The 24304-nt window shown below is 61.6% G+C and carries 22 protein-coding genes and 1 pseudogene; 13 read left to right on the forward strand and 10 right to left on the reverse strand.

What is annotated here, in order from left to right; translation table 11 throughout:
* Positions 1-205: pseudogene (locus RWJ89_RS25110) on the forward strand (sugar ABC transporter ATP-binding protein); the annotation flags it as partial.
* A gap of 110 nt (positions 206-315) precedes the next feature.
* Here RWJ89_RS25110 and RWJ89_RS25115 read toward each other — a convergent pair.
* The 3 genes from RWJ89_RS25115 to RWJ89_RS25125 form a co-directional block, all read right to left on the reverse strand.
* Positions 316-2559 carry a glycoside hydrolase family 2 protein gene (locus tag RWJ89_RS25115; RefSeq protein ID WP_316031634.1) on the reverse strand — a complete coding sequence of 748 codons (2244 nt, stop codon included), beginning with the start codon at positions 2557-2559 and terminating at the stop codon, positions 316-318.
* A 102-nt stretch (positions 2560-2661) separates the two neighbouring features.
* Positions 2662-3660, reverse strand: coding sequence for a LacI family DNA-binding transcriptional regulator (locus RWJ89_RS25120; RefSeq protein WP_168256433.1), 999 nt, complete (start codon positions 3658-3660; stop codon positions 2662-2664).
* A gap of 9 nt (positions 3661-3669) precedes the next feature.
* Positions 3670-4677 (reverse strand): Gfo/Idh/MocA family protein, encoded by a 1008-nt coding sequence (locus RWJ89_RS25125; protein WP_168256432.1) that lies wholly within the window; start codon positions 4675-4677, stop codon positions 3670-3672.
* A gap of 203 nt (positions 4678-4880) precedes the next feature.
* Between RWJ89_RS25125 and RWJ89_RS25130 the strand changes: the two genes are divergently transcribed.
* The 5 genes from RWJ89_RS25130 (at position 4881) to RWJ89_RS25150 (ending at position 9989) form a co-directional block, all read left to right on the forward strand.
* Complete coding sequence (locus RWJ89_RS25130; RefSeq protein WP_316031635.1) at positions 4881-6173, forward strand: ABC transporter substrate-binding protein; 1293 nt, start codon at positions 4881-4883, stop codon at positions 6171-6173.
* Positions 6174-6279: 106 nt separating this feature from the next.
* Entirely contained in the window at positions 6280-7167 is an 888-nt protein-coding gene (locus tag RWJ89_RS25135) for a carbohydrate ABC transporter permease (RefSeq protein WP_018243685.1), read from the forward strand.
* 1 nt (position 7168) lies between these two features.
* A complete protein-coding gene (locus RWJ89_RS25140; RefSeq protein ID WP_316031636.1) occupies positions 7169-8080 on the forward strand; it encodes a carbohydrate ABC transporter permease in 912 nt (303 codons plus the stop codon).
* A 19-nt stretch (positions 8081-8099) separates the two neighbouring features.
* Entirely contained in the window at positions 8100-9182 is a 1083-nt protein-coding gene (locus tag RWJ89_RS25145; protein WP_316031637.1) for an ABC transporter ATP-binding protein, read from the forward strand.
* Between the two features lie 57 nt (positions 9183-9239).
* Positions 9240-9989, forward strand: coding sequence for a ThuA domain-containing protein (locus RWJ89_RS25150; protein ID WP_168256428.1), 750 nt, complete (start codon positions 9240-9242; stop codon positions 9987-9989).
* 1 nt (position 9990) lies between these two features.
* Here the strand turns inward: RWJ89_RS25150 and RWJ89_RS25155 are convergent, their stop codons facing one another.
* The 3 genes from RWJ89_RS25155 to RWJ89_RS25165 form a co-directional block, all read right to left on the reverse strand.
* A complete protein-coding gene (locus RWJ89_RS25155) occupies positions 9991-10902 on the reverse strand; it encodes an SMP-30/gluconolactonase/LRE family protein (protein WP_168256427.1) in 912 nt (303 codons plus the stop codon).
* Positions 10903-10996: 94 nt separating this feature from the next.
* Positions 10997-11818, reverse strand: coding sequence for an SDR family oxidoreductase (locus RWJ89_RS25160; protein ID WP_168258613.1), 822 nt, complete (start codon positions 11816-11818; stop codon positions 10997-10999).
* Between the two features lie 92 nt (positions 11819-11910).
* Positions 11911-13098: a phytanoyl-CoA dioxygenase family protein gene (locus RWJ89_RS25165; protein WP_131664491.1), complete on the reverse strand. Its 1188-nt coding sequence runs from the start codon at positions 13096-13098 to the stop codon at positions 11911-11913.
* Between the two features lie 95 nt (positions 13099-13193).
* Between RWJ89_RS25165 and RWJ89_RS25170 the strand changes: the two genes are divergently transcribed.
* Both RWJ89_RS25170 and RWJ89_RS25175 read left to right on the forward strand, forming a co-directional pair.
* On the forward strand, positions 13194-14219 hold the full coding sequence (locus tag RWJ89_RS25170) for a LacI family DNA-binding transcriptional regulator (protein ID WP_131623679.1): 1026 nt from the start codon (positions 13194-13196) through the stop codon (positions 14217-14219).
* 60 nt (positions 14220-14279) lie between these two features.
* Positions 14280-15497, forward strand: coding sequence for an adenylate/guanylate cyclase domain-containing protein (locus RWJ89_RS25175; protein ID WP_168258615.1), 1218 nt, complete (start codon positions 14280-14282; stop codon positions 15495-15497).
* A gap of 16 nt (positions 15498-15513) precedes the next feature.
* Here RWJ89_RS25175 and RWJ89_RS25180 read toward each other — a convergent pair whose 3' ends face one another.
* The 4 genes from RWJ89_RS25180 to RWJ89_RS25195 form a co-directional block, all read right to left on the reverse strand.
* A complete protein-coding gene (locus RWJ89_RS25180; RefSeq protein WP_168258616.1) occupies positions 15514-16293 on the reverse strand; it encodes an SDR family oxidoreductase in 780 nt (259 codons plus the stop codon).
* Positions 16294-16370: 77 nt separating this feature from the next.
* The gene (locus RWJ89_RS25185) at positions 16371-16772 is read right to left on the reverse strand and encodes a DoxX family protein (protein WP_316031638.1); all 402 of its coding nucleotides are present in this window, start codon (positions 16770-16772) and stop codon (positions 16371-16373) included.
* 153 nt (positions 16773-16925) lie between these two features.
* Entirely contained in the window at positions 16926-18074 is a 1149-nt protein-coding gene (gene dgoD / locus RWJ89_RS25190) for a galactonate dehydratase (RefSeq protein ID WP_024322962.1), read from the reverse strand.
* Between the two features lie 66 nt (positions 18075-18140).
* On the reverse strand, positions 18141-18896 hold the full coding sequence (locus RWJ89_RS25195) for a FadR/GntR family transcriptional regulator (protein ID WP_003543153.1): 756 nt from the start codon (positions 18894-18896) through the stop codon (positions 18141-18143).
* A 213-nt stretch (positions 18897-19109) separates the two neighbouring features.
* Here RWJ89_RS25195 and RWJ89_RS25200 point away from each other — a divergent pair, with 213 nt between their 5' ends.
* The 5 genes from RWJ89_RS25200 to RWJ89_RS25220 all read left to right on the forward strand — a co-directional run bounded on the left by RWJ89_RS25200 (position 19110) and on the right by RWJ89_RS25220 (position 24304).
* Positions 19110-20093 (forward strand): arabinose ABC transporter substrate-binding protein, encoded by a 984-nt coding sequence (locus RWJ89_RS25200; RefSeq protein WP_077979410.1) that lies wholly within the window; start codon positions 19110-19112, stop codon positions 20091-20093.
* Positions 20094-20163: 70 nt separating this feature from the next.
* Entirely contained in the window at positions 20164-21669 is a 1506-nt protein-coding gene (araG, locus tag RWJ89_RS25205) for an L-arabinose ABC transporter ATP-binding protein AraG (RefSeq protein ID WP_316031639.1), read from the forward strand.
* Between the two features lie 17 nt (positions 21670-21686).
* Positions 21687-22637 (forward strand): L-arabinose ABC transporter permease AraH, encoded by a 951-nt coding sequence (gene araH / locus RWJ89_RS25210; protein WP_131718789.1) that lies wholly within the window; start codon positions 21687-21689, stop codon positions 22635-22637.
* Positions 22634-23524, forward strand: a complete 891-nt coding sequence (locus RWJ89_RS25215; protein WP_316031640.1) for an aldose 1-epimerase — start codon at positions 22634-22636, stop codon at positions 23522-23524. Before araH ends, RWJ89_RS25215 begins: the two co-directional genes overlap by 4 nt.
* Positions 23525-24304, forward strand: a complete 780-nt coding sequence (locus RWJ89_RS25220; RefSeq protein WP_316031641.1) for an SDR family oxidoreductase — start codon at positions 23525-23527, stop codon at positions 24302-24304.

Here is a 24304-nt window from a genome sequence, read left to right on the forward strand (position 1 = left end):
TTCGCTGACCGAGGGCGATTGCCTGATCGAGGTGGTGGAACCGGCAGGCTCCGACACCTTCGCCGTCACCAAGCTCGGCGGCAAATCCGTCGTCGCCCGCCTGCGCGCCGATACCGGCATCGCACCCGGACAAAACACCCGCCTCGCCTTCAATCTCGATAAGGCCGTGTTCTTCGATCCCGAAACACAGGCGCGCATCGCTTGACGACCGTTAGAGCGCCGCGCGTCTCGAAAGACGCGCTAAGGACGCTCTAACACTTTGAGTTTGCGCATAATTCCTTTCCGAAAATCGATCTTGATTTTCGGGGTTATGCGCTAGGCGGCCGTCACGCCGACCTTCACCGGGGGAAAACGCGAGGAGACTGCTTCGACGGTGATCTCGCCGGTGAACCCCGTCGCCTCCAGCCAGAAGCCGGCGGTGCCGCCCTGCAGAGGCACGTTGGTCGGGCCGACGATCCTTGCCGGGCCGTGCACCTTCAGCGAAATGCTGTCGTTCATGAAAGGCAGGCGCTGGCCGCGCTGGTCGAGGGCGCGGATGACGACGCGCGTGCTGTCGCGTTCGCGGGCTTTCAACGTCGAGCTATCGGCAACCACCTCCAGCGTCGTCGGCAACGGATCGGCCGCCAGCGTCAGGCTGGCCACCGGCTCGCCGCCGATATAACCGGTGAATGTGCCGTCGATCCATTCGAGACCCCAGGTGCCGAGCTCGTCGGCGGTAAAGTGCCGATGGTCGAGCACGACCGGCGGATGCGGCAGATGCGGGTAGTTCTCGCGGTCCGGACCGATACGCTTGGAAAGCGAGCCATATTGCAGCTCCACCTCGTCGCAGTTGGTCAGGATGATCAGCGGCAGCACGCCGCCGATATTGCGTTCGCCGCGCGCCCAGAAGGTCACCGGCTTCATGACGATCTCCTCGGAAGGGTCGCACTGGCTGATATAGGCATAGGCCGCGAATTTTGGCTCGCGGAACATGTCCATGACGCCGTGATAGCAGATGCGGTCGCCGGAGCCGAAATCCTTGTGGGTGTTGTAATCGAACATGCACCAGCCGATGGCGCCGGAGATATCGGGATCGCCATAGGCGGCATTCAGCACTTCCAGGTGACGGCGCACATGCTCGGCCTGGCGCTGCTCCTGGTCATAAATCTTCGTCGGGTGCATGTGGCCGTTGAACTCGGTGATGAGGTACGGCACCTTGTGGGACAGTCCGGTATTTTCCTGCTGGGCGCGCAGTGCGGTGCGCGGGCGGTTGGCGCCCGGCAGTTCCTCGTTGCCGAGGATGAAGTCGTTCATCGTATAGACGTCTTCGAGCAGTTCGCTCTCGGTGAGATAACGGACGCCACCGGTCTGGCGGGTGCTGTCGAGTTCGCGGGCCAACCGATTGGTCTCGGCGTAGAAATCGTGATTATCCTGCGATTCGTTGATGCGCACGCCCCAGATGATGATCGAGGGATGGTTCCAGTCGCGCTCGATCATGCGGCGGACGTTTTCGATCGATTCCTGTTGCCAGTCGGCATCGCCGATATGCTGCCAGCCTGGGATCTCCTCGAAAACCAGCAGACCGATAGCGTCGCATCGGTCGAGGAACCATTTCGACTGCGGATAATGCGAGGTGCGGACGATATTGCACTTCAGCACCGTCTTCATGATGTCGGCGTCGCGCTCCTGGGCGGAGCGGCCGGCGGCATAACCGACATAGGGGAAGGCCTGGTGGCGGTTGAGGCCGCGCAGCTTCAATGGCTTGCCGTTGAGGAGAAAACCTTCCGGCGTGAATTCGGCGGTGCGGAAGCCGAACCTGGTCGAGACACGGTCGGAGCCGTGTTCGGTCCTGAGCTCGACGGTGACGTCATAGAGCGTGGGATCGGTGATGTCCCAGAGGGCGATGCCGGTGAGGCCGCCAAAGGAGAGCGTGGTGCGGCTGCCGATCGTTTCGGTTGCGGCGGTGGCGACCACCGTGCCGTCGGCCTGCTTCAGCGTGGCGGTGACGGTCGCCGAGAAGCTGCGGCCCTCGGGATTGGCGATGTCGACGCGTATGGTCGCCGATTTCTCAGGGCGGAGAACGTCTGTGGTTTCGATCTTGAGATTGCGGATCGAGACCGGGTCGGTGACCTTCAGCCAGACATCGCGGTAGATGCCGGCATAGGTCAGATAATCGATGCGGCCACCGAAAGGCGGAATGTCGGGGTTTTCGCTGCCGTCGATCTTGACGGTGACGAGGTTCTCGCCCTTGACGAGCTTGCCGGTGAGGCGGGCCTCGAAGGGGGTGTAGCCGTCCTTATGGGCAATGATTTCTTCGCCGTTCAGATAGACGACACTGTCGGCCATGGCGGCGTCGAAGACGAGCGAAACCTCGCGGCCCTCGAATTCTGGCAGCCAGCGCAGCACCTTCTGGTAGGTGAAGGCGCGCTGATAACTGGTCTCGTCGAAATAGCTGAAGGGCAGTTCGACGGCGGTATGCGGCAGGCTGACCGACTTGGCCGCATCGAAAGCTTCGAGCAAACGCTGGCCGAAGCCCTCGTGGAAACTCCAGCCTTCATTGAAGGAAACGACGGAACGCATTTCAGGCTCTCCCGGTTACGGCATCAGGGACCGCGCGGCGCCTTTCGGCGCGTGAAAATTGAGTCATACTATTCCTCCTTGATGCAATGGGTATGCGAGCTGTCAGGCGGTCGAGCCCCAGCGGGCGGTGCAGGTGAGCGTGATGCTGTGCGGGCCTTCGACCTCGGCGTCATGGCGTTCGATCAGTTCGACGACGGCATCGATGAAGGCAACGTGGTCGAGACTCAGCGTGGTCAGGTCATTGCAATCCCAGGCAGCCATGGCAATGCCGTCCTGGCCGACGATGGCGATATCATCAGGGGTGTTCTTGCCGAGCACCCGGCGGGCTGCATCGCGCGCACCGATCGCCATGACATCGTTGCCACAGATGATGGCGTCGACTTTGTCCCGGTGCAGCAGGAGCACGGCTTCCTTGAAGCCGGAATCATAGGAGTAGTCGCCGAAGGCCTGTGCCTCGAAGGCAAGGGCGCGCTTGGCCAGCGCGTCAGCGAACCATTTGCGTCTGAGCTTGTCGATCCAGCTTGAATTGGTGCCGGAGAGGTAGGCGAAGCGCTTCTTACCGTCGCGGACGAGCTTGTCGATGATCTCGTCGGCGGCCTCAGCGCCGTCGATGCGGATGCTGGAGACGTTTTCGTTGTCGAGCGGCTCGAAGGAGACGATGATTGGCTTCGTCGTGTGGAAGATGTCGACGGCATCCTGCATCGACACCATGTCGGAGAAGACCACGACGTGATCGACCTGATAGGTAGAGGCAAGGCGCATCAGCTGCAGCCGGTCGGAATGATCGGCGCAGCAGAGGATGATCGGCAGCAATTGTCTCGCCTGCAGGCGGTGGACGAGAAGCTGCTGCTCCTCGGCCTCGCAAGGGTTGCCGATCGCATTGACGACCAGGGCGACGAGCCGCGAACGCTGGTTGTTCAGCGAGCGGGCGATCGCGTTCGGCTGGTAGCCATGTTCACGGGCGACGGCGAGGATGCGGTCGCGCGTGGCGCTGCCGATGCGCGAATCCGGCGAGAAGGCGCGGGAAATGGTGGCGGAAGAGACGCCGGCGAGTTTCGCCAGTTCCTTCGAAGTGATCCGCCGTCTGTTCATTCCGCTCATCTTCAGCGCCTATTGGGCGACGATCCTGACGGAAGCGCCGTCGGCCGCTGCCGATTCCTTGATTGCATCCCATAGCCTAGCGAATCTGAGGCCCATTTCAACGGAGCCGGAGTTTTCCATCTTTCCCTCGCGAATGGCGAGGAAATTCTTCATCGGGTTGCCGAGAATCTCAGCCTGCTCGCGCGGCTCGGCGGTACGACCGATACTGATCTCGCGCCAGCCGCCCCAGGCGTCGATACGCACGATTGCCTTCGAATAGAAGAAGGTGATGTAGGAAGCGCAGCCCGGAGGGCCTTCGCCGGCGGCCGTCAATGTCGCCAGCGCGCCGTTCTTCAGCCGGGCGGAGACGGCGGTGGCGATATCGACCTGTCTGCCGTGATTGTTCATGTAGGCCGACACGCTGTCGAAATCGGAATTGGCGAGCAGGCAGACCGTGTTCATCATATGGGCGCCGGTGTCGAACATGAAGCCGCCGCCGGAGATATCAGGCTGCTGCTTCCAGTGGCCGTCGTAATTGGACGACCAGCTTTCCCAGATCATGCCCGATATGGCGATCAACTCGCCGAATTCGCCGGCGAGAGCCCGCCGGCGCGTGTCGAGCACCAGCGGCGAGAGCCCGCCCTGGAAGGCGGTGACGATAGTGACGCCGCTCTTTTTCTGCGCGGCGATCAGCCTCTCGGCCTCGGTGACTGTCGTCACCATCGGCTTTTCCAGGAAGAGGTCGAGGCCGGCCTCGGCGACGGCAGTTGCCTGCTCGGCATGGAAGGCGTGCGGGGTCGAGACGTAGACGATGTCGAGTTCGCCCCGGCATTCCGCGAGCATCTGACGATAATCCTCGAAGCCCTTCGGTTCGGGTGCGCCGGCGGCGAGGCAGACGTCGATCAGGCGCTGGCGCGACGCCGCCGTGGTGTCGGCAAGTGCGGCAAATTCGATCTCCGGCATCTTGACCCAGCTCTCGGCATATTCCGCCGCCTTCAAGCCAGCGCCGATGACGCCGAGGCGTAATTTCCTAGTCATGAAAATTCCTCCCTGAATGCATTGTGCACACGATTACACAAACAGTATAGCGATGGCAATATCTAAATAAATAAGCAATATCAGCGTATTAAAACTCGAATTCGAATCTTTTCAAAAACCGTCTTGTCAGCATTTGGAATGCGTGTACATTTTCACGACCGGTGCTGGAGGGCGCCGTGTCTCTACAAAAGGGAGGACTTCCGTTGAAGAAAATGGTTCTTGGCGGCCTATGCGCCATTCTGTTGAGCGCGGTTTCGACGCTGGCACAGGCAGAAACAATCCGAATTGCAAATCATGGTCAGGCCGGCATCGATGCGATGAAGTCGACGGTCGAGCGGATCGAAAAGAAATATGGCGTCACCGTCGAGGTCATCGAATATCCGGCACCCGACAAGGATTATCTGACCAAGCTCCTGACCGAGCTCGGCGCCGGCAACGCGCCCGACCTGTTCTCCATCCCGACGACGGCTGCCGTCGCCGACATGGTGGAAGCCGGTTACCTCGCGCCTGTTACCAAGGAGTTCAAGGCCTGGGACGGCTACGCCAACCTCTATGACGTCGCCAAGGAGCTTGCTGTCAGCCCGGATGGCGAAACCTATGTGATGCCGTTCATGCTCGGCATTCAGGAAATCTATTACCGCAAGGACGTTCTCGAAAAAGCCGGCATCTCGACCGAACAGCCGAAGACCTGGCAGGAACTTCTCGACCGCGCGGCCGAGATCAAGCAGAAGACCGGCGCCTACGGCCTGCTCTTTCCGGCCGGCGTTTCCTGGGGAAGCGGCGCCTTTGACGAAGGCTTCCAGCACCTGCTCGTCGGTTCCAAGACGCCGCAGCTGGTCGATGCCGACGGCAAGCTCGATCTGAATGGCGAAGGCATCAAGGATGTCTTCAACGTCTACAAGGAACTGATCGACAAGGATCTGATGCCGACGCAGCCGCTGCTCGGACCTGAGCCCTGGGTCGTGCCGAAGTACCAGATGTTCCCGGAAGGCAAGCTCGGCGCGACCACCTGCGGCTCCTGGTGCTATATTTTCGACTGGGGTCGCGAGAGCAAGAACCCGATCCCTGACGTAACGAAGGTTGTGGGAACTTGGACGGTTCCCGGCCAGAGCAGCGGCCAGTACGTACTTGCCAATCTCGCTGCGCCGTGGGCCGTCAATTCCAAGTCGGCCAATACGGAATTGGCGATCAAGGCGCTGATGGAGATCGGCTCGATCGAGACGCAGGTTTCCTACGCCGCCCGCATCGGCAACATCCCGGCCAGCAAGGATGCGGCTGACAATGCCGAGTTCCAGAAGCTGGCGGAGCTGGTTCCGATCCATGCCGCCGCCGGAAATGGCGTGTTTCTGAAACAGGCCTCCGGTTTCGGCACGGTCTCGGAAGGTGTGGCGCGCGCTACCGAAGCGCTGCTGCGCAAGGAAACCGATGCCGCCGGCGCCCAGAAGATCCTTGTCGACTACGTCAAGGAAACGCTCGGCGACGACATGGTCAAGTAAGTTCCGGCACCCTCTCTTCCGCCACGACGGGGACGCGGCGCCAACGCCCGCGTCTTCCCGCTTTCATTCGATAAGCCGGTTCCATCGATAAGGTTTGTGAGCTTCCATGGCCCGAAACTCTCATGAAAAGCGCGCCGAGCGGCAATGGCTGCTGATCCTGCTGCCATCGCTGGTGCTGCTTCTGGCCTTCGTCATCTATCCGGCCCTCTATTCGATCTATCTGAGCTTTACCAATGAAGCGCTGACCGGGGCCGCGGCCCTTCGGCCCCGCTTCGTCGGTCTCAGGAATTACACGCGGCTTTTCAACGACGCGAAGTTCTGGAATTCCCTGTTCGTCACCTTCGTCTTCGTCATCGGTTCAGCGGTGATCGGCCAGTTCGTGCTCGGCCTGATCTCGGCAATTGCGCTGCGCCGGCCGATCCGCTTTCGGCGGGTGTTCTCGTCGATCATCCTGTTGCCGAATGCAGCCCCTGAAGTCGTCGCCGGTTTCATGTGGATCTCAATGCTGGCGGGCGGCGACAATGCCACACTCAGCCGCATTGTCAGTTTTTTCGGCATCACGCCGGCCGACTGGCTGCAGGTCTTCCCGCTGTCGATGATCATCGTCGTCAACACCTGGCGCGGCATCGCCACGGCGATGATCCTGCTGACGGCCGGCCTCAGCACCATTCCGGCGGAGATCTACGAGGCGGCCCGCATGGACGGCGCCACCCCATCGCAGATGTTCCGCCGCATCACCCTGCCGCTGATGATGCCGACGATCCTGCTCTACATGCTGATCTCGGCCGTCTCCACCATCGCCGTCTTCGGCCTCGTCTATGCGCTAACGCGCGGCGGGCCGGGCGGGGCGACCGAGGTCGTCAGCATCTATATCTACAACCAATCCTTCACGGCGTTCCAGCTGGGTTATGGTGCTGCGGTCGCCGTCGTCGCGCTCGTCATCTCGCTGATATTAGGTATCGCCTATGTCCGAGCCATGAAGGTGGAGGTCTGACATGGCCGTCGTTTCCCCGAGCGAAACTGCAAACAAGGGTCGCTCCGACCTCATTGCCTATGCGACACTGTCGCTGATCTCGATCTTCTGCGCCGTGCCCTTCTTCTGGGTGCTGCTCGCCTCGCTCGACGGCAACGCGCAGCTCTTCCTGCATTGGCCGGAGCAATGGACCTTCGCTAACTATATCAGAGTCTTCGCCAAGGAAGACGGGGCGAAGTGGCTGTTCAACTCGCTCTTCGTGGTCGCTAGCGCGACGCTGCTCGTCATGGTGCTTTCAGGGCTCGGCGGTTATGCGCTGTCGCGCACCCGGGCCTGGTGGAAGCTAACCTTCCTCTACGCGATCCTGCTCATCCGGGTGCTGCCGCCGACGGCGCTAGTCGTGCCGCTCTACAAATTCCTGCTGACGCTGAACAATGCGGAAGCAGCAGTGCTCAGGCCGATCTTCGGCAGCTATGCGCGCGACATCATGCGCTGGACCGGCTTCATCGACGGTTATCTCGGGCTGATCCTGGTGCTGGCGACGATGCAATTGCCGCTGGCGCTCTGGATCATGAAGACCTTCTTCGACGGGCTGCCGAGGGACTACGAGGAGGCGGCACTGATGGATGGGGCGACACTCATCCAGCGCATCCGCCGGGTGCTGATCCCGCTGGCGCTGCCAGGGCTTGCTGCTGCTGGGCTCTTCGCCTTCATGTCGGCCTGGGGCGATTTCCTGCTGCCGCTGATCTTCCTGTCGTCGCCGGAGCTGCAGACGCTGCCGCTCGGTCTTTTCCGCGCCTTCCTGCGCATCAACGAGATCGATTACGGCCTGCTGACCGCGCTGGCATTCATCTATTTGCTGCCCGCCGTCGTCGCCTTCGGTTTTGCGCGGCGCTTCCTCGTCCAGACGTTTTCGGGCGGCGTGAAGGGCTGAGATCAAGAAAGAGAAACAGATGATCAATCTCAGAAACGTTCGCAAATTCTACGGCGCGCTCGAGGTCATCAAGGGCGTCGACATCACCGTGGAAGACGGCGAATTCGCGGTTTTCGTCGGTCCGTCCGGCTGCGGCAAGTCGACGCTGCTGCGGATGATCGCCGGCCTCGAAGGCATCGACGAGGGCGACCTCATCCTCAACGGCAAACGCATCAACGACGTGCCGCCCGACAAGCGCGGCATTGCCATGGTGTTCCAGTCGTATGCGCTCTATCCGCATATGAGCGTTGCCGAAAACATCGGCTTTTCGCTCAGCTTGAAGAAGGTGCCGGAGGCGGAAATCCGCCGGCAGGTGGAAGGCGTGGCCGAAATCCTGCAGCTCACCGATTACCTCGACCGCCGCCCGGCCGCCCTTTCCGGCGGCCAGCGTCAACGCGTGGCGATCGGCCGCGCCATCATCAAGAAACCGGCGCTGATCCTGTTCGACGAGCCGCTGTCGAACCTCGATTCGGCGCTGCGCGTGCAGATGCGCGCCGAGCTGCAGCGCCTGCACCGCGAGCTGAAGGCGACCGTCGTCTACGTCACTCACGACCAGGTGGAGGCGATGACGATGGCAGACCGCATCGTCGTGCTGAACAAGGGTCTCGTGGCACAGAAGGGCGCGCCGATGTCGCTTTACCATCAGCCGGACAATGAATTCGTCGCGACCTTCATCGGCTCGCCGAAGATGAACATCATTCCCGTCACCGCCACGCGGCCGTCGGCGGGCAAGCTGCATCTCGACAGCCCGATCGGGCTTTCGCTCGATCTTCCCGATGCCGGTGGCGCGGTGCCGCAGGGCGAGGCCAAGCTCGGCATCCGGCCGGAGCATCTGAAGATCGCAGCCGAGGGCCAGGGACATTTCACCGCCGAGGTCGTCATCGTCGAGCGGCTCGGCGTCGAGACCTACATGACCGTCGGTTCGCAGCAGCAGCCGATCGTGGTGCGCGCCGAAGGCGATATCGCGGTGCGGCCGGGCGACCGCGTGCCGCTGACGGCCGATCCCGCCGCCTGCCATCTGTTCGATTCCGCCGGCCGGGTCATCCGTCCGGCAACCGCCTGACAGTTTCGCCCGAGACATCAAGATCTAAACATCAAAGCCTAGACATCGAGGAATGCCATGACAATCAAGGTCACCATCTGGAACGAGGGACGCCACGAACAACTCCACAGGCAAGTTCAGGAGATCTACCCCGATCGTATCGACGGAGCGATCGCGTCAGGCATTGCCCATCCGGATTTCGAAATTCGTCGCGGCACGCTCGATGATCCTGATGAAGGCCTGCCGGACAGCGTGCTCGATGATACCGACGTGCTGCTCTGGTGGGGGCATATGGCGCATGACGAAGTCAGCGACGGGCTGATCGACCGCGTGCAGCAGCGTGTGCTGAAGGGCATGGGCCTGCTGGTCCTGCATTCCGGCCATCATTCCAAGCTCTTCCGCCGGCTGATGGGGACCAATGCCAACCTTTCCTGGCGCGAGACGCCGGAAGGCGACCTAGAGCGCGTCTGGGTGGTCAATCCCTCGCATCCGATCGCCCAGGGGCTGCCGCCCTATTTCGAGGTCAATGCCTCGGAAATGTATGGCGAGCCCTTCGACATTCCGCAACCGGACGAGCTGGTGTTCATTTCCTGGTATTCCGGCGGCGAAGTGTTCCGCAGCGGCTGCACCTTCCAGCGCGGCCGCGGGCGCATCTTCTTCTTCAGCCCCGGCCACGAGACGTACCCGATCTATCACGACAAGACCGTGCATAAGGTGATCTCGAACGGCATCCGCTGGGCGCGGCAGAAACATACCGATGGCCGCATCCTGGAAAACTGGCACCGCGCCGAGCCGCTGCACGGCCGCCCCGACAAGGCGAAGGCCTGATTTATGGATATTGCGCGCCGGTCGTCTTGATATAGATCGAATAGACCGAACGCGTCGCGGTGATGAAAAGCCGGTTTTTCTTGGGGCCGCCGAAGGTGAGGTTGGACACCGTCTGCGGCACCCTGATCTTGCCGAGTAGCGTTCCTTCGGGCGAAAAGCAGTGCACGCCGTCGGAGGCACTCGTCCAGAGATTGCCGGCGAGATCGAAACGGAAGCCGTCGGGATGGCCGACATCGAGGCTGCAGAAATAGCGGCTGTTGGCAAGCGCCCTGCCGTCGATGACGTCGAAAACGCGGATATGGCGCGGTACTTCATGTTTTGCGGAGCCGGAATCGGCAATATAAAGCTTCGTCTCATCGGGCGAGAAGGCAAGGCCGTTCGGCTGGATGAAATCCGCAACGACGGCGTCGATCGCTCCGCTTGCCGGATCGATCCGGTAGACGTTGCGCGTGGGCTGCTCGGGCTCGGCCTTGTGGCCCTCGTAATCCGACAGGATGCCGTAGGTCGGATCGGTGAACCAGACCCCGCCGTCGGAGTGCACGACGACGTCGTTCGGCGAGTTCAGCCGCTTGCCCTGGTAGCTGTCGGCGAGAACGGTGATGGTGCCGTCCGTCTCGGTGCGGGTGACGCGGCGACCGCCATGTTCGCAGGAGACCAGCCGGCCCTGCCGGTCACGGGTATTGCCATTGACGTAGTTGGAGGGCGAGCGGAAGACGGAGACGGTCCCATCCGGTGTCCAGCGCATCATGCGTTCATTCGGGATATCACTCCAGAGAAGGCAGTTCAGGTCGGAAAACCAGACCGGACCTTCCGTCCAGCGGCAGCCGGAATAAAGCTCCTCGATGGCGGCGCTGCCGATGACCATTGCACCGAAGCCTTCGTCGCGGATCTCATAAATCGGATTGTCGCCCATGCCAGTTCCTCCCTGAATGCTGCCGTTCTTTTCCTAGCGGCAAAAAGCTGGAGGTGCCAGAGCCCGGCGATGGAAATGCCGGACTCCGGTTTCATCAGAGGGCCGCGACCGGATGCGGCGAGCCGTCGTAAGCGCCCCAGATCGACTGGTCGAAGCAGATGACCGAGCCGGTCATCAGGCCAGATTCGGACGACGACAGGTAGGCGCAGGCGCGCGCCACCTCGTGCGGATCGACGAGACGGCCGAAGGGCTGGCTTGCCGCCGCCTTCTCCAGCCAGTCGGCGGGGGCATCGTGATATTCGCGCTGGATCCGGTCCTCGCCCTCGGAGGCCATCCAGCCGATGTTCAGACCATTGACGCGAATGCGGTTGCGCAGGAGCGCGTAGGCAGTGTTCTTCGTCAGCGTTTCCAGCGCGCCCTTGGAGGCGCAATATGCGGCGATGAAGGGCTGGCCGGCTTTGGCTGACATCGAGCCGATATTGACGACCGTGCCCTCGATGTTTTCGCGGCGCATGACCTTCACCGCTTCCTGCATCAGGAAAAATGGCGCACGCACATTGACGGCGAACATGGCGTCGAAGAGTTCCGGGCTGGTGTCGAGGATAGTGCCGCGATCGGTGATTGCGGCGGCATTGACCAGCGCATCGACACGACCGAAGGTCTCGTCACAGGTGCGCACGACATTCTGTGCATCCTCGACCTTGCCGAGGTCGGCTTTGACGTAGACGATCCTGGCGCCGGTCGCAGCCGAAATCTCCGCCGCCTTCGACTTGCCCTTGGCTTCGTTGCGGCCGCAGATGACGATGCCTTCCGCGCCGCGTTCGGCGAAGAGGCGGGCGATGGTCGCGCCCAATCCTTGCGTGCCGCCGGTGACGATGGCGATCTTGCCGTCGAGGCGGCCGTGGTCTGTGCTCATGTGGTTCCTCCTTTGTGAGACGTACGAATGACCTCCCGCGGGTGCGGGAGGCTTGTATGTCTGTGCGGATGTAAGAGGCTCAAGCTTCCAAATCAGCTCAACTTCTTCTGCGCTTGCTCGGCAAGTGCTGCCGTAAAGACTGCATCGCTCCAGCCTTCCTTCAGCGCCTCGTGCATCAGTTGCGCCTGTGTCTTCGGCGCCAGTCCGCCGAGCGGCGGGTCGCGGTCGAGGTTGGTCGGGAAGGAGTAGCCCTCGGCGCAGGCGGCGACGGCGTTGGCGATTTCGTCAGGCGAGAGTCTGCCCTGCAACGCCTTCAAAGCGGGAAACAAGCTGGCGCTCATCTTTTCGCGATTGACGGTTTCCATTGCCCGGCCGAAGGCGGAAGAGACCTGCAGGAGGTTGGCGACACGTTTGATGTTGGTCGAGCGGTTGGTGCCGGCGGCATGGAAGAGGGCGGGATTGAAGAAGACGACGTCGCCTTTTTCGAGCGGCAGCTGGACATGGTTGGTCGCGAAATAATCCCGGAACTCCTGCCGCTTCAGCGCGAGATAGCCCGGTACATAGGTCTGGCTGTGCGGCAGGAAGAGCGTCGGGCCGCTTTCGAGCGGCATATCGCAATGGGCGACCGCGCCCTGCAATGTCAGCACCGGCGAGAGCCGATGCACATGTGCCGGGAACTGCTCGATGACCTTTGTGGACTGAAAGCCGAGATGGTAGTCGCGATGAGCCGACTGCGCCGAACCGCCGGGATTGACGCGGTTGACCTGCGCCGTCATCTGGTAGCTGGGGCCGAGCCAGGCTTCGCTTGCCAGGGCGATGATGGCGTTGCCGTAATATTCGGCGAAATTTACCGGATCGGCGAGGCAATGTTTTTCCAGCGAGTTCCAGATACGGTCGTTGGCGCCAGGCTTGGCGAAGTGGTCGCCACCGCCGGTCGAGGTGCGGTGCTGTTCCTCGATGATCGCATTGAAGATCGTGCTGGCGCGGTCGATGATTCCGGTGTCTTCGTAAGCGCGCTTGAACACGACGACACCAGGACCCTCGCCGAAGGCCTCGCAGATTTCCGCCAGCACGGCGCGTCGGCCTTCTGGCGTTGCAGCCGCCGTCATCACCTTGCGGCTATCATAGATCAGCACGTTTTTTTCGACCGCAGACGCCGAGGGGTAATCGGCAAGCGCCGTCGTCTTTTCCGCAAGGGCGCGAAACTCATCGAGATCGCAGGCGTCTTCGCTCAGCCAGACGCGGTCGGCGCGCAGTTTCTGCTGGTTGTCGGTTTTCATGGCGGGCTCCTCCCTCTTTCCAATGGAGGCACTATACGCCGCGATGCCAGGTGATATAGATCAGAAATCCATCAAAAAACCATCAGGCCGGGCGCATGGCGCACCTCTTTCTCGTCAAGGATATCGCCTTCCAGGCCGGGCTCAGCACCGCGACCGTCGACCGGGTGCTGAACGGCAGACCGGGTGTGCGCCGGCAGACCGAGATGCGGGTGAAGGCGGCGATCGCGGAGCTGGAGAAGCAGCAGCCAGGGGCAATGGGCAGCGGCCGCATGCTGGCGATCGATATCGTCATGGAGACGCCGCAGCGTTTCAGCGATGCGGTGCGGGCCGCCTTCGAGGCGGAGATGGCGACCTTTCTGCCGGGCGTCTTCCGCTGTCGCTTCCATTTTGCCGAGGTGATGAAGCCGGCCGAGCTGGTGCAGCTTCTCGATCGCATCCGGCTGCGCGGCACGCATGGCATCGTACTCAAGGCGCCTGACGTCCCCGAGGTGGCTGCCGCTGTCGCGCGGGCGGATGCGGCCGGCATTCCCGTCGTGACGCTAGTGACCGACCTGCCGAATTCGGCCCGCATCGCCTATGCCGGCGCCGACAACCGGGCGGCGGGAGAGACCGCCGCCTACCTGGTCGGCGAATTCCTCGGGAGTGATGGTGGCAAGGTGCTGGTAACGCTGTCGAGCGGACGGTTCCGCGGCGAGGAGGAGCGCGAAATCGGCTTTCGCCGCGTCATCCGCGCCCGCTATCCCAACATCCGCATTACCGAAATCAGCGAAGGGCACGGCACCGATGCTGCGACGGGAACGCTTGCCGCGGCAGCGCTTGCGGCCGATCCCGCCATCAACGCCGTCTATTCGATCGGCGGCGGCAACCGGGCGGTGCTTGCAGCTTTCGACATGGCCAAACGCCCCGTCCGCGTTTTCGTCGCCCATGATCTCGACGCGGATAATCGCGCCCTGCTTGCGGCGCGTCGGATCAGCTTCGTGCTGCATCATGATCTCAGAAGCGATGCGCGTTCGGCCTTCCGGGCGATTATGAGCCGGGCGACTGCCTTGCCGCGCGCGGTTACGCCCTCGCTTTCATCAGTTGAAATCGTCACGCCCCACAATATGCCCGCGGCCGATTGAGCCAATTGGCTTTCCTTCGATGCCGAAATCGGGCTACAGCTTTGACACGAGGTGAGCGGCATGGATTATAGCGACGTCAGCACGATTGCAGCCTGGGTGACCGAGCAGGGACTGAAGGGTGTTTCCGAAGCCGAGCTGATGACCGGTTTCTGCGCGGCCTGCCGTAATGCCGGCCTGCCGCTCGACCGCGGCCTGGCGCTGATGGATACGCTGCATCCGGTGCATGAGGGCCGCGCCTTCCGCTGGGACAGCATCGAGGAAATCCAGACCGAGTTCGAATATGGTCCGACGATCTCGGGGGAGGCGGCGTCGAACTGGCAGCGTTCGGCCTTCTATCATCTTTGGTCTCGCAACGAACGGGAGATACGCCGGCGTCTCGGCTTCGGCGATCCGATCGATTTCTCCATGCTCGATACGATCGCTGAAGCCGGTCACACCGATTTCGTGGCGATGATGCATCGTTTTTCCGAGGCCGGCACGATCGGCGAGATGGATTGCTTCTTCTCGCATTTCGCGACGAAACATCCTGAGGGCTTTTCCGATCACCATCTCGCCATCCTCCGCAAGCTGGTGCCGGTGCTGGGGCTGGCCATCAAATGCATCGCGCTCGGGCGTATCGCCCGCACCATCGCCGAGGTCTATCTCGGCGAGGACGCCGCGCGCCAGGTGATGGAAGGCAAGATCAGCCGCGGCAAATCGGAAAGGATTTCCGCGGCACTCTGGTTTTCCGACCTGCTGAACTACACCAAGATCTCCGACAGCGTGCCGCCGGAGGAGATCATCCCGCTGCTCAACGACTATAGCGAGGCGGTTATCACGGCGATCCACGAGTCCGGCGGCAACGTGCTGAAGCTGATCGGCGACGGTGTGCTCGCCATCTTTAAGGGCGAGGTGCCGGCGGAGACATGTCGTGCGGCGCTGAGTGCCGAATCGCTGCTGCGGGAAAAGCTCACCACGCTGAATGCCGCGCGTGCGGCCGACGGCCGGGCGACGACTGACGTCTATATCGGCCTGCATATCGGCGATGTCTTCTACGGCAATATCGGCAGCCAGGACCGGTTGGACTTCACCGTCATCGGACCTGCCGTCAATGAGGTCAGCCGGATCGCCTCGATGTGTCGTTCCGTCGATCTCAACCTGTTGATCTCCTCCGATTTCGCCGCGGCGATACCGGAGCAGCAGCGCATCGCACTTGCCTGCGTTGGACGCTATGCGTTGCGCGGCGTCCAGCGCGCGCAGGAACTGTATACGCTCGACAGCGCCCGGCTGAACGGCTGAGTTCCTGACTGCAAGGCTATCGCAGCAGACCCTGGCCGCCGTCGATCCAGATCGGCGTACCGGTGATGTGTCGGGCACGGTCGGAGGCGAGGAAGAGGATGGTTTCGGCGACGTCCTCGCTCTTGCCTGCCTTGCCGCCGGCAATCGGGATATCGCCCTCCGGCCAGATGACCGGAACCTCCGTCTCCTCGCGATGGCGGCTATCGGTATTGGCGCTGATATTGGTCTCGATCTCGCCGGGGCAGACGGCATTGACGCGGATGCCATGGCGCCCGAGTTCGAGGGCGAGCTGCTGGACCATGGCCACCTGCCCCGCCTTGGTCGCGGTGTAGGCGGTGGCGCCCGGCGTCGTGAAGGTACGGGTGCCGTTGATCGAAGAGACGACGATGATCGAACCGCCATGGCGCTTCAGATACGGAACCGTCAGATGCAGGGTCAGATAGGTGCCGCGTAGATTGACGGCGATGGTCTTGTCCCATTCATCCGGTTTCAGATCGTCAATCGGCGCCCAGACACCGTTGATCCCAGCATTGGCGACAACGATGTCGAGGCCGCCGAAGGTGTCGGTCAGTTGCGCGACCGCGCTCCGCATTTGAGCTTCGTCGCTGGTATCTGCGGTCAACGCGATCGACTCGCCGCCGGCGGCCTCAATTTCGGCGCAGGTCTTTTCGACCTCGTCGGCGGTGCGGCTCAATGCTGCGACCTTTGCACCTTCGGCAGCGAGCCGCAACGCTGCCGCTTTGCCGATGCCGGAACCGGCGCCTGTCACCAATGCGATCTTTCCCTTCAGCTCCATGGGCAGGCTCTCCTTGCCGTTTTGCCGCTAAGCCAATGTTCGGAACGGGCTGTTGGTTCCGAAAGGAGAGCGGATCGTTAGAGCCTCCTGAGCAGGCTGTGTTGCAACGCCCATCTCTCCGGCCCGTGGACGGCGGCAAAGAGCAGGCCGGCGAGGAAGGTAAAGTGATCGATGAAGAAGCCGAATTCGGCCTGGTTTTGTTTCCAATGGGACGGACCGTGGAAGGCGAAAGCGAGGAAGATCACATAGACGGCTGCGAGCAGGCTGGCCTCGGTGAAGAAGGCCCCTGATATGAAAGCGAGTGCCAGCGCGATCTCGAAGAAGGCGGCGACCCAGGTAAGGAATGTCGCCATCGGAAAGCCGGCAGCGGTGATATAGCCCGCCGTTGCGCCGATATCGGCGAACTTGAAGCCGGCGGCCATGAAGAAGACGAAGCTGAAGATGATGCGGGCGACGATGATTGCGATTGCTCTGGCCATCGTGAAATCTCCTCTTTGAGTTTCCACTATGACGGACGAGACCCACGGTATCCGACACGGTGAATGAAAAAGGGCCGCTTGCGCGACCCTATCACTTTGAATTGCGCACAAATCCTTTCCGAAAATCGGTTCCGATTTTCGGGTTATGCGCTCTCACCATTCGGCGAAGCTGCCGTCGGCATGCCGCCAGATCGGGTTGCGCCAGCGGTGGCCTTCCTTGGCGCGTTCGATGACATAGGCCTCGTCGACCTCGATGCCGAGGCCCGGCCCCTGCGGGATCGAGACGAAACCATCGGCATATTGGAACACCTCCTTGTTGGAGATGTAGTCGAGGATGTCGTTGCCCTTGTTGTAGTGGATGCCGAGGCTCTGTTCCTGGATGAAGGCATTGTAGCTGACGGCATCGACCTGCAGGCAGGCGGCAAGCGCGATCGGACCCAGCGGGCAATGCGGCGCCAGCGCCACGTCGTAGGCTTCGGCCATCGCTGCGATCTTGCGGCATTCGGTGATGCCGCCGGCATGGGAGAGATCCGGCTGGATGATGTCGACGTAGCCGTCCGAAAGGACCTGCTTGAAGTCCCAGCGCGAAAAGAGGCGTTCACCGAGCGCGATCGGCGTCGAGGTGTGGTTGACGATATCGCGTAGGGCTTCCTTGTTTTCGGAAAGCACCGGCTCTTCGATGAACATCAGCTTGTAGGGATCGAGCTCCTTGGCGAGAACCTTCGCCATCGGTTTGTGCACGCGCCCGTGGAAATCGACGCCGATGCCGATGTGCGGGCCGATCGCCTCGCGGATCGTGGCGATGGTCTCGACCGCTTTCTCCACCTTCTCATTGGTGTCGACGATCTGCATTTCCTCGCAGCCATTGAGCTTGATCGCCTTGAAACCACGGGCAACCACTTCCTTGGCATTGTTGGCGACATCCGAGGGCCGATCGCCGCCGATCCAGGAATAGACCTTGATACGATCACGAAGCTGGCCGCCGAGCAGGGAATGGATCGGTTGGCCGAGTGCCTTGCCCTTGATGTCCCACAGCGCCTGGTCGATGCCCGAGATCGCGCTCATGTGGACGGCGCCGCCGCGATAGAAGCCGCCGCGATACATCACGGTCCAGTGGTCTTCGATCAGGAAAGGATCCTTGCCGATCAGGTAGTCTTCCAGCTCATGTACGGCGGCCTGAACGGTGAGCGCACGGCCTTCGACGACCGGTTCGCCCCAGCCGACGATGCCCTCGTCGGTCTCGACCTTCAAAAACAGCCAGCGCGGGGGGACGATATAAGTGGTGAGTTTGGTGATCTTCATCGCTGTTCTTTCAGTCTCTTCCCGGGTTTGCGATCGGCGGCGCGTCCGTAGATTTGTCGTGATCGGTTATTTCGTTCTGCCGATCGCTTTTTCGGCGGCGGCAAGATCGCGCACCGCTAGATCGAGCATGCGGTTGGCGCATTCGCGGGCGCCAGCCTTGTCGCGCATGCGTAGCGCCTCGACCAGCTGACCGTGAACCAGCACCGCATCCTCGCGGTTCTCGACGCCGATATTGGAGGCATGCAGCGCATATTTCAGCGCCGCGTGAATGGCGCTCGACAGGCGGCGGAAAACCTGATTGTGGCTGGCTGTGAGCAGAACCGTGTGGAACATGACGTCGGCATCGGTAAAGCTTTCAGGGTCGCGGGCGCTGTCGCGCATCTGCCGCCAGGCATTGTCGAGATCGGCGATCTCCTGGGCGCTGGCGCGCTCGGCGGCATATTCGGCCGCTGCCGGCTCGATGGTGCGGCGGGCTTCGAGAATGCAGCCGAGCAGGTCGAAATCCTTGATATAGGGACCCATCCATTCGAGCACGTCGGCGTCGAGGATATTCCAGTCGTCCTTGTCGCAGACGGTGGTTCCGATGCGCGGCTTGCCGCGGACGAGGCCTTTGGATTCCAGCACTTTCAGCGATTCGCGAATGACGGTGCGGCTGACGCCATAGAGTTCGCAGAGGTCGTTTTCACGGGGCAGCGGCGAGCCCGCGGGATAGCGGTCCGCACAGATATCCTGAGCGATCGCCGCCGTGACGTTCCGGCGTACGCGCGGGCGGCGCTCGATGCGGCGGCTTTCGGCCCCGCTCTGTCGCTCGATTGTTTCCAACTCACCTCTCCGCTCTGTCTCGCGTGCGAAGCAATCGAACCTGATTATCCGAATTCGATCCGCTTTGCGACGCTTCCTCCCGGCATCTCGTCAATAATCCTATTATTCCAATCATCATACATTGGCAATTGACTGGTATGATGATTTATCATAATTCATTGGACGTTGCCTGGGAGGCAGCTGCTCGGTTTTTGAGAGTTTAGGGAGAGAGACATGCGCTTGTTCAAAGCAGCCATTCTGGCTGGCACTTTCGCCATTCTGGCAGCCGGCTCGGCATTTTCCGCGGACGTCAAGATAGGGTTCATCGTCAAGCAGCCTGAGGAACCGTGGTTCCAGGACGAATGGAAGTTCGCCGACCAGGCCGCCAAGGAAAAAGGCTTCACCGTCGTCAAGATCGGCGCCGAAGACGGCGAGAAGGTCCAGTCGGCGATCGACAATCTCGGCGCCCAGGGTGCGCAGGGCTTCATCATCTGCACGCCCGACGTCAAGCTCGGCCCCGGCATCGTCGCCAAGGCCGAAGCCAACCAGCTGAAGCTGATGACGGTCGACGACCGCCTCGTCAGCGCCGACGGCAAGCCGCTGGAAGACGTGCCACATATGGGCATTTCAGCCACCAAGATCGGCGAGACCGTCGGCCAGGCGATCGTCGACGAAATCAAAAAGCGCGGGTGGGACATGAAGAATGTCGGCGCCGTGCGGGTCTCCTATGACCAGCTGCCGACGGCCGTCGACCGCGTCGAAGGCGCGATGTCGGTGCTGAAGTCCGCCGGCTTCCCGGTCGAAAACATCTATGATGCGCCACAGGCGAAGACGGATACGGAAGCGGCGCTCAACGCGGCGACCACCGTTCTCAACAAGCATGCCGACGTGAAATACTGGGTCGCCTTCGGCCTCAACGACGAAGCCGTCCTCGGCGCCGTCCGTGCTTCCGAATCGGTCGGCATTCCGGCGGCCAACGTCATCGGCGTCGGCATTGGCGGCGCGGAGTCGGCAATCAACGAGTTCAAGAAGCCGGCGCCGACGGGCTTCTTCGGCACCGTCATCATCTCGCCGAAGCGTCATGGCTACGAGACGGCGCTCAACATGTACGACTGGATTGCCAACGACAAGGAGCCGGCAAAGCTGACGCTGACCTCCGGTTCCCTGGCACTGCGCGACGATTACGAAAAGGTCCGCAAGGATCTTGGCATCGAGTGATCGTCCTTCCAAGATGATATCGTCCGGCGGCCGCTCAGCGTGCCGTCGGGTCTTTCTCGACGGAGCGATGATGGCTTTCCTCGAATTCAGCAATATCTCCAAGGGTTATCCCGGCGTGCAGGCGCTGGCGAATGTTTCCTTCACGGTCGAGAAGGGCGCCGTCCACGGCCTGATGGGCGAAAACGGTGCCGGCAAATCAACGCTGATCCGCGTACTGTCAGGCGATCAGGCCACCGATGGCGGCAACATCCTCATCGACGGCAAGGAGCAGAAATACGGGTCCGTCCGCGACGCTTTCCATGCCGGCGTCATCGTCATCCATCAGGAACTACAGCTCGTTCCGGAGTTGACGGTCGCCGAAAATCTCTGGCTTGGACGCTTTCCCGCCAAGGGCGGCATCATCCATTCGAAGGCGCTGATCGAGACGGTGCGGTCGAAGCTCGAGGAGATCGGCATCGATGTCGATCCACAGACCAAGGTGGCCGCCCTTTCGATCGGTGCGCGGCAGATGGTCGAGATCGCCAAGGCCGTCATGCTCGATGCGCGGGTGATCGCGTTGGACGAGCCAACCTCCTCGCTTTCCTCGCGTGAAAGCGAAATCCTGTTTTCACTCATCGACAGGCTGAAGGCGAAGGGAACGGTCATCCTCTACGTCTCGCATCGTCTCGACGAGATCTTCCGTCTTTGCGACAGCCTGACGGTGCTGCGCGACGGTAAACTTGCCGCCCACCATCCTGACATCGCTGAAACCACGCGAGAGCAGATCATCTCGGAAATGGTCGGACGCGAGATCAGCAATGTCTGGGGCTGGCGCGAACGTCCGCTCGGCGGCATACGTCTGGAGGTCAAGGGCCTGTCGGGACCGAGGCTACGCCATCCGATCAGCTTTTCCGTCCGCCAGGGCGAGATCCTCGGTTTCTTCGGCCTGATCGGCGCCGGCCGCAGCGAGATGGCGCGGCTGCTTTACGGCGCCGACACCAGGCATCAGGGCCAGGTGACGATCGATGGCGTTGCCGTTTCGCCGAATAATCCGAAGGCGGCGATCAATGCCGGAATGGTGCTCTGCCCCGAGGACCGCAAGTTCGACGGCATCATCCAAGGGCGATCAATCGAGGAGAATATCGCGATCTCATCGCGCCGGCATTTTTCGCCTTTCGGCATTCTGAGCCCGAGACGAGAGGCGGCGCTGGCAGATCGGTTCATCGCCAAGCTTCGGGTGCGGACGCCGTCGCGCAAGCAGGACATCATCAACCTTTCGGGCGGCAACCAGCAGAAGGTCATTCTCGGCCGCTGGCTGTCCGAGCAGGGGATCAAGGTCCTCGTCATCGACGAGCCGACGCGGGGCATCGACGTCGGAGCGAAAACGGAAATCTATGAAATCCTCTACGAGCTTGCGGCCGGCGGCATGGCGATCGTGGTGATATCAAGCGAGTTGCCCGAAGTCATGGGCATCTCCGATCGCATCATGGTGATGTGCCAGGGCAGGGTGGCGGCCAATGTCGCCCGCCAGGATTTCGACGAGCGCAACATCCTGACGGCAGCACTTCCCGACAAGAACGCCGCAGGCACCCTTTAGGACCAGGAATACGGACGATGAATTCGTTGAAAAAAATTCTTCTTGGCGAACAGGGGCTGGTGGTGATCTTTGCTGCCGCCTTCGTGATCGTCTCGCTCTTCGTTCCGAACTTCCTGACCGAGCGAAACATGCTGGGGCTGCTACAGTCGGTCGTCACGATCGGCATCGTCGCCTGCACGATGATGTTCTGCCTGGCCTCGCGCGATTTCGATCTTTCGGTTGGATCGATCGTCGCCTTCTCCGGCATGATCGCGGTGATGGTCTCGAATGCGACAGGCTCCATTCCCGTCGGGCTGCTCGCCGCCCTGCTGTGCGGCGCCGTCGTCGGTTTCGTCAATGGTATCGTCATTGCGCGGTTCCGCATCAATGCGCTGATTACCACGCTTGCGACCATGCAGATTGTGCGCGGGCTGGCGCTGATCGCGTCCGATGGCCGCGCCGTCGGCATCAATGATCCCGATTTCTACCAGCTTGCCCTGTCGCGATTTCTGACTGTGCCGACGCCCATCTGGATCATGCTGATCCTTTTCATACTCTTTGGTTTCGTGCTCAACCGCACCGTCTTCGGCAAGAACACCCTGGCAATCGGCGGCAATCCCGAGGCCTCGCGGCTTGCCGGCGTCAATGTCGTCAACATGCGGGTCTGGATCTTTGCGCTGCAGGGGCTTGTCTGCGGCGTTGCTGGCATCCTGCTTGCCTCACGTATCACCTCCGGCCAGCCGAATGCGGCGACAGGGCTTGAGCTTTCAGTCATTTCGGCCTGCGTTCTCGGTGGCGTTTCGCTGGCCGGTGGCCGGGCGGCGATGAGCGGCGTCATTGTCGGCGTGCTGATCATGGGCATCGCCGAAAACGTGATGAACCTCTTGAATATCCAGGCGTTCTATCAGTATGTGGTCCGCGGGCTGATCCTGCTGATCGCAGTGTTGCTCGACAATTTGAGGTCTTCGGCTGCGGGACGGCGCGGATGAACCAGGGACAAGCCGGCGATGACATCGAACTGAGGCACGGCGATCTCGCCGTCCGGGTCAGCCGTCGAGGCGCCGCCGTCACCGCCGCGACCTATCGAAGCATCCCCTTTCTCGTGGCGGCCGGCGGGCCGGATGGCGCGATGGCAAATTTCGCGATGGTGCCGTTCGGCAATCGTGTAGAGGGCAACGCCATGTCCTTTGCCGGACAAGTCCATGCCTTCCAAGCGAATGCTTCCGATCCGCTCTATCTCCATGGCGATGGCTGGCTCAGCCTCTGGCAGCTTGAAGACGCCAGTGCGGAGCATGCGCGCTTCTCCTTTTCCCGCGGTGCCGACGGCGTTTCACCCTATGCCTATTTCACCCGGCAGGAGATCCGTCTCACCGGTGATGCTCTGGTGCTGAGGCTTTCCGTGGAAAACCGCGGCGAAGCGGCTCTTCCCTTCGGGCTCGGTCAACATCCCTTCTTCGCGCGCACGCCAAAGACGCGACTGACGATTGCGGCTGATCGTTATTGGAGCGAGCGGCCGGATCATCTGCCAGAGATGCCTGGCCCTTTGCCGGACTATTTCGATTTCAGATCCGAAAAGCTCTTGCCGCAGAGATGGATGAACAATGCCTTCGAGGGTTGGAATGGACGAGCTGCGATCGTCTGGCCGGAACTTGGAATTCAGGCGGCGCTGGAAGCCGATGGTGCGCTCGATCGTTTCATGCTGTATATGCCTGTCAACCGGAGCGACTTCTTCTGCCTCGAGCCGATGAGCCACCTGCCGAACGGCCATCACCTTCCTGATTTCGGTGGGCTCGCGCCACTTGCGCCGGGGGAGGATCTTGCCGGCACGGTGACGATCCTGATGTCGGCGCTGCCGGTTCGGTCGGAGGAGGGATAGATGGGCGGCCGTCTGCAAGGCAAGAACATCCTGATAACAGGTGCTGCGCAGGGTATCGGCCTTGCGATCGCGAAGGCTTTCCTGCGGGAGGATGCGGCCGTCTTTCTCGTCGATCGCGATGCGGCGCTGCTGGCGCAGGCGGCAAAAGAGCTTCAGAGCGGTGGCGGCCGACTTGGTTATCTGCCGGCCGATATTACCGATACCGGGACGATCACGACATTGGTCGCGCAGGCGAATGAAGAAATCGGACAGCTGAACGCGCTCGTCAACAATGCCGGGGTCAATGTCTTCGCCGAACCGCTCGAGACGACGGACGAGGAATGGAACCGCTGCTTCGACATCAATCTCAAGGGCGCATGGAACTGCTGCAAGGCGGTGCTGCCGGGCCTGATCGAACAGGGCGGCGGCGTCATCCTCAACATCGCCTCGACGCACGCTTTCACCATCATCCCGCATACATTTCCCTATCCGCTGGCAAAACACGCCCTGCTCGGAATGACAAAATCCTTGGGGCTCGAATATGCCGCCCGCAATATCCGCGTGAATGCGCTGGCACCGGGCTATGTCTCGACGCAGAAGGTGATCGATTATTGGAACGGCTTCCCTGATCCGCAGGCGGCAAAGGCCGAGACGATGAAACTGCATCCCGGCGGGCGCATCGCGACGCCGGAGGAGATCGCCATGGCGGCCGTTTTCATGATTTCCGACGAGTGCCCGTTCATCAATGCCACCTGCCTGACAATCGACGGCGGCCTCAGCGTGCTGCAGCATTCCGCCTGA

The sequence above is a fragment of the Rhizobium sp. 10PS4 genome, assembly GCF_032464805.1.
In the GTDB taxonomy this organism is placed as follows: Bacteria; Pseudomonadota; Alphaproteobacteria; order Rhizobiales; family Rhizobiaceae; genus Rhizobium; species Rhizobium laguerreae.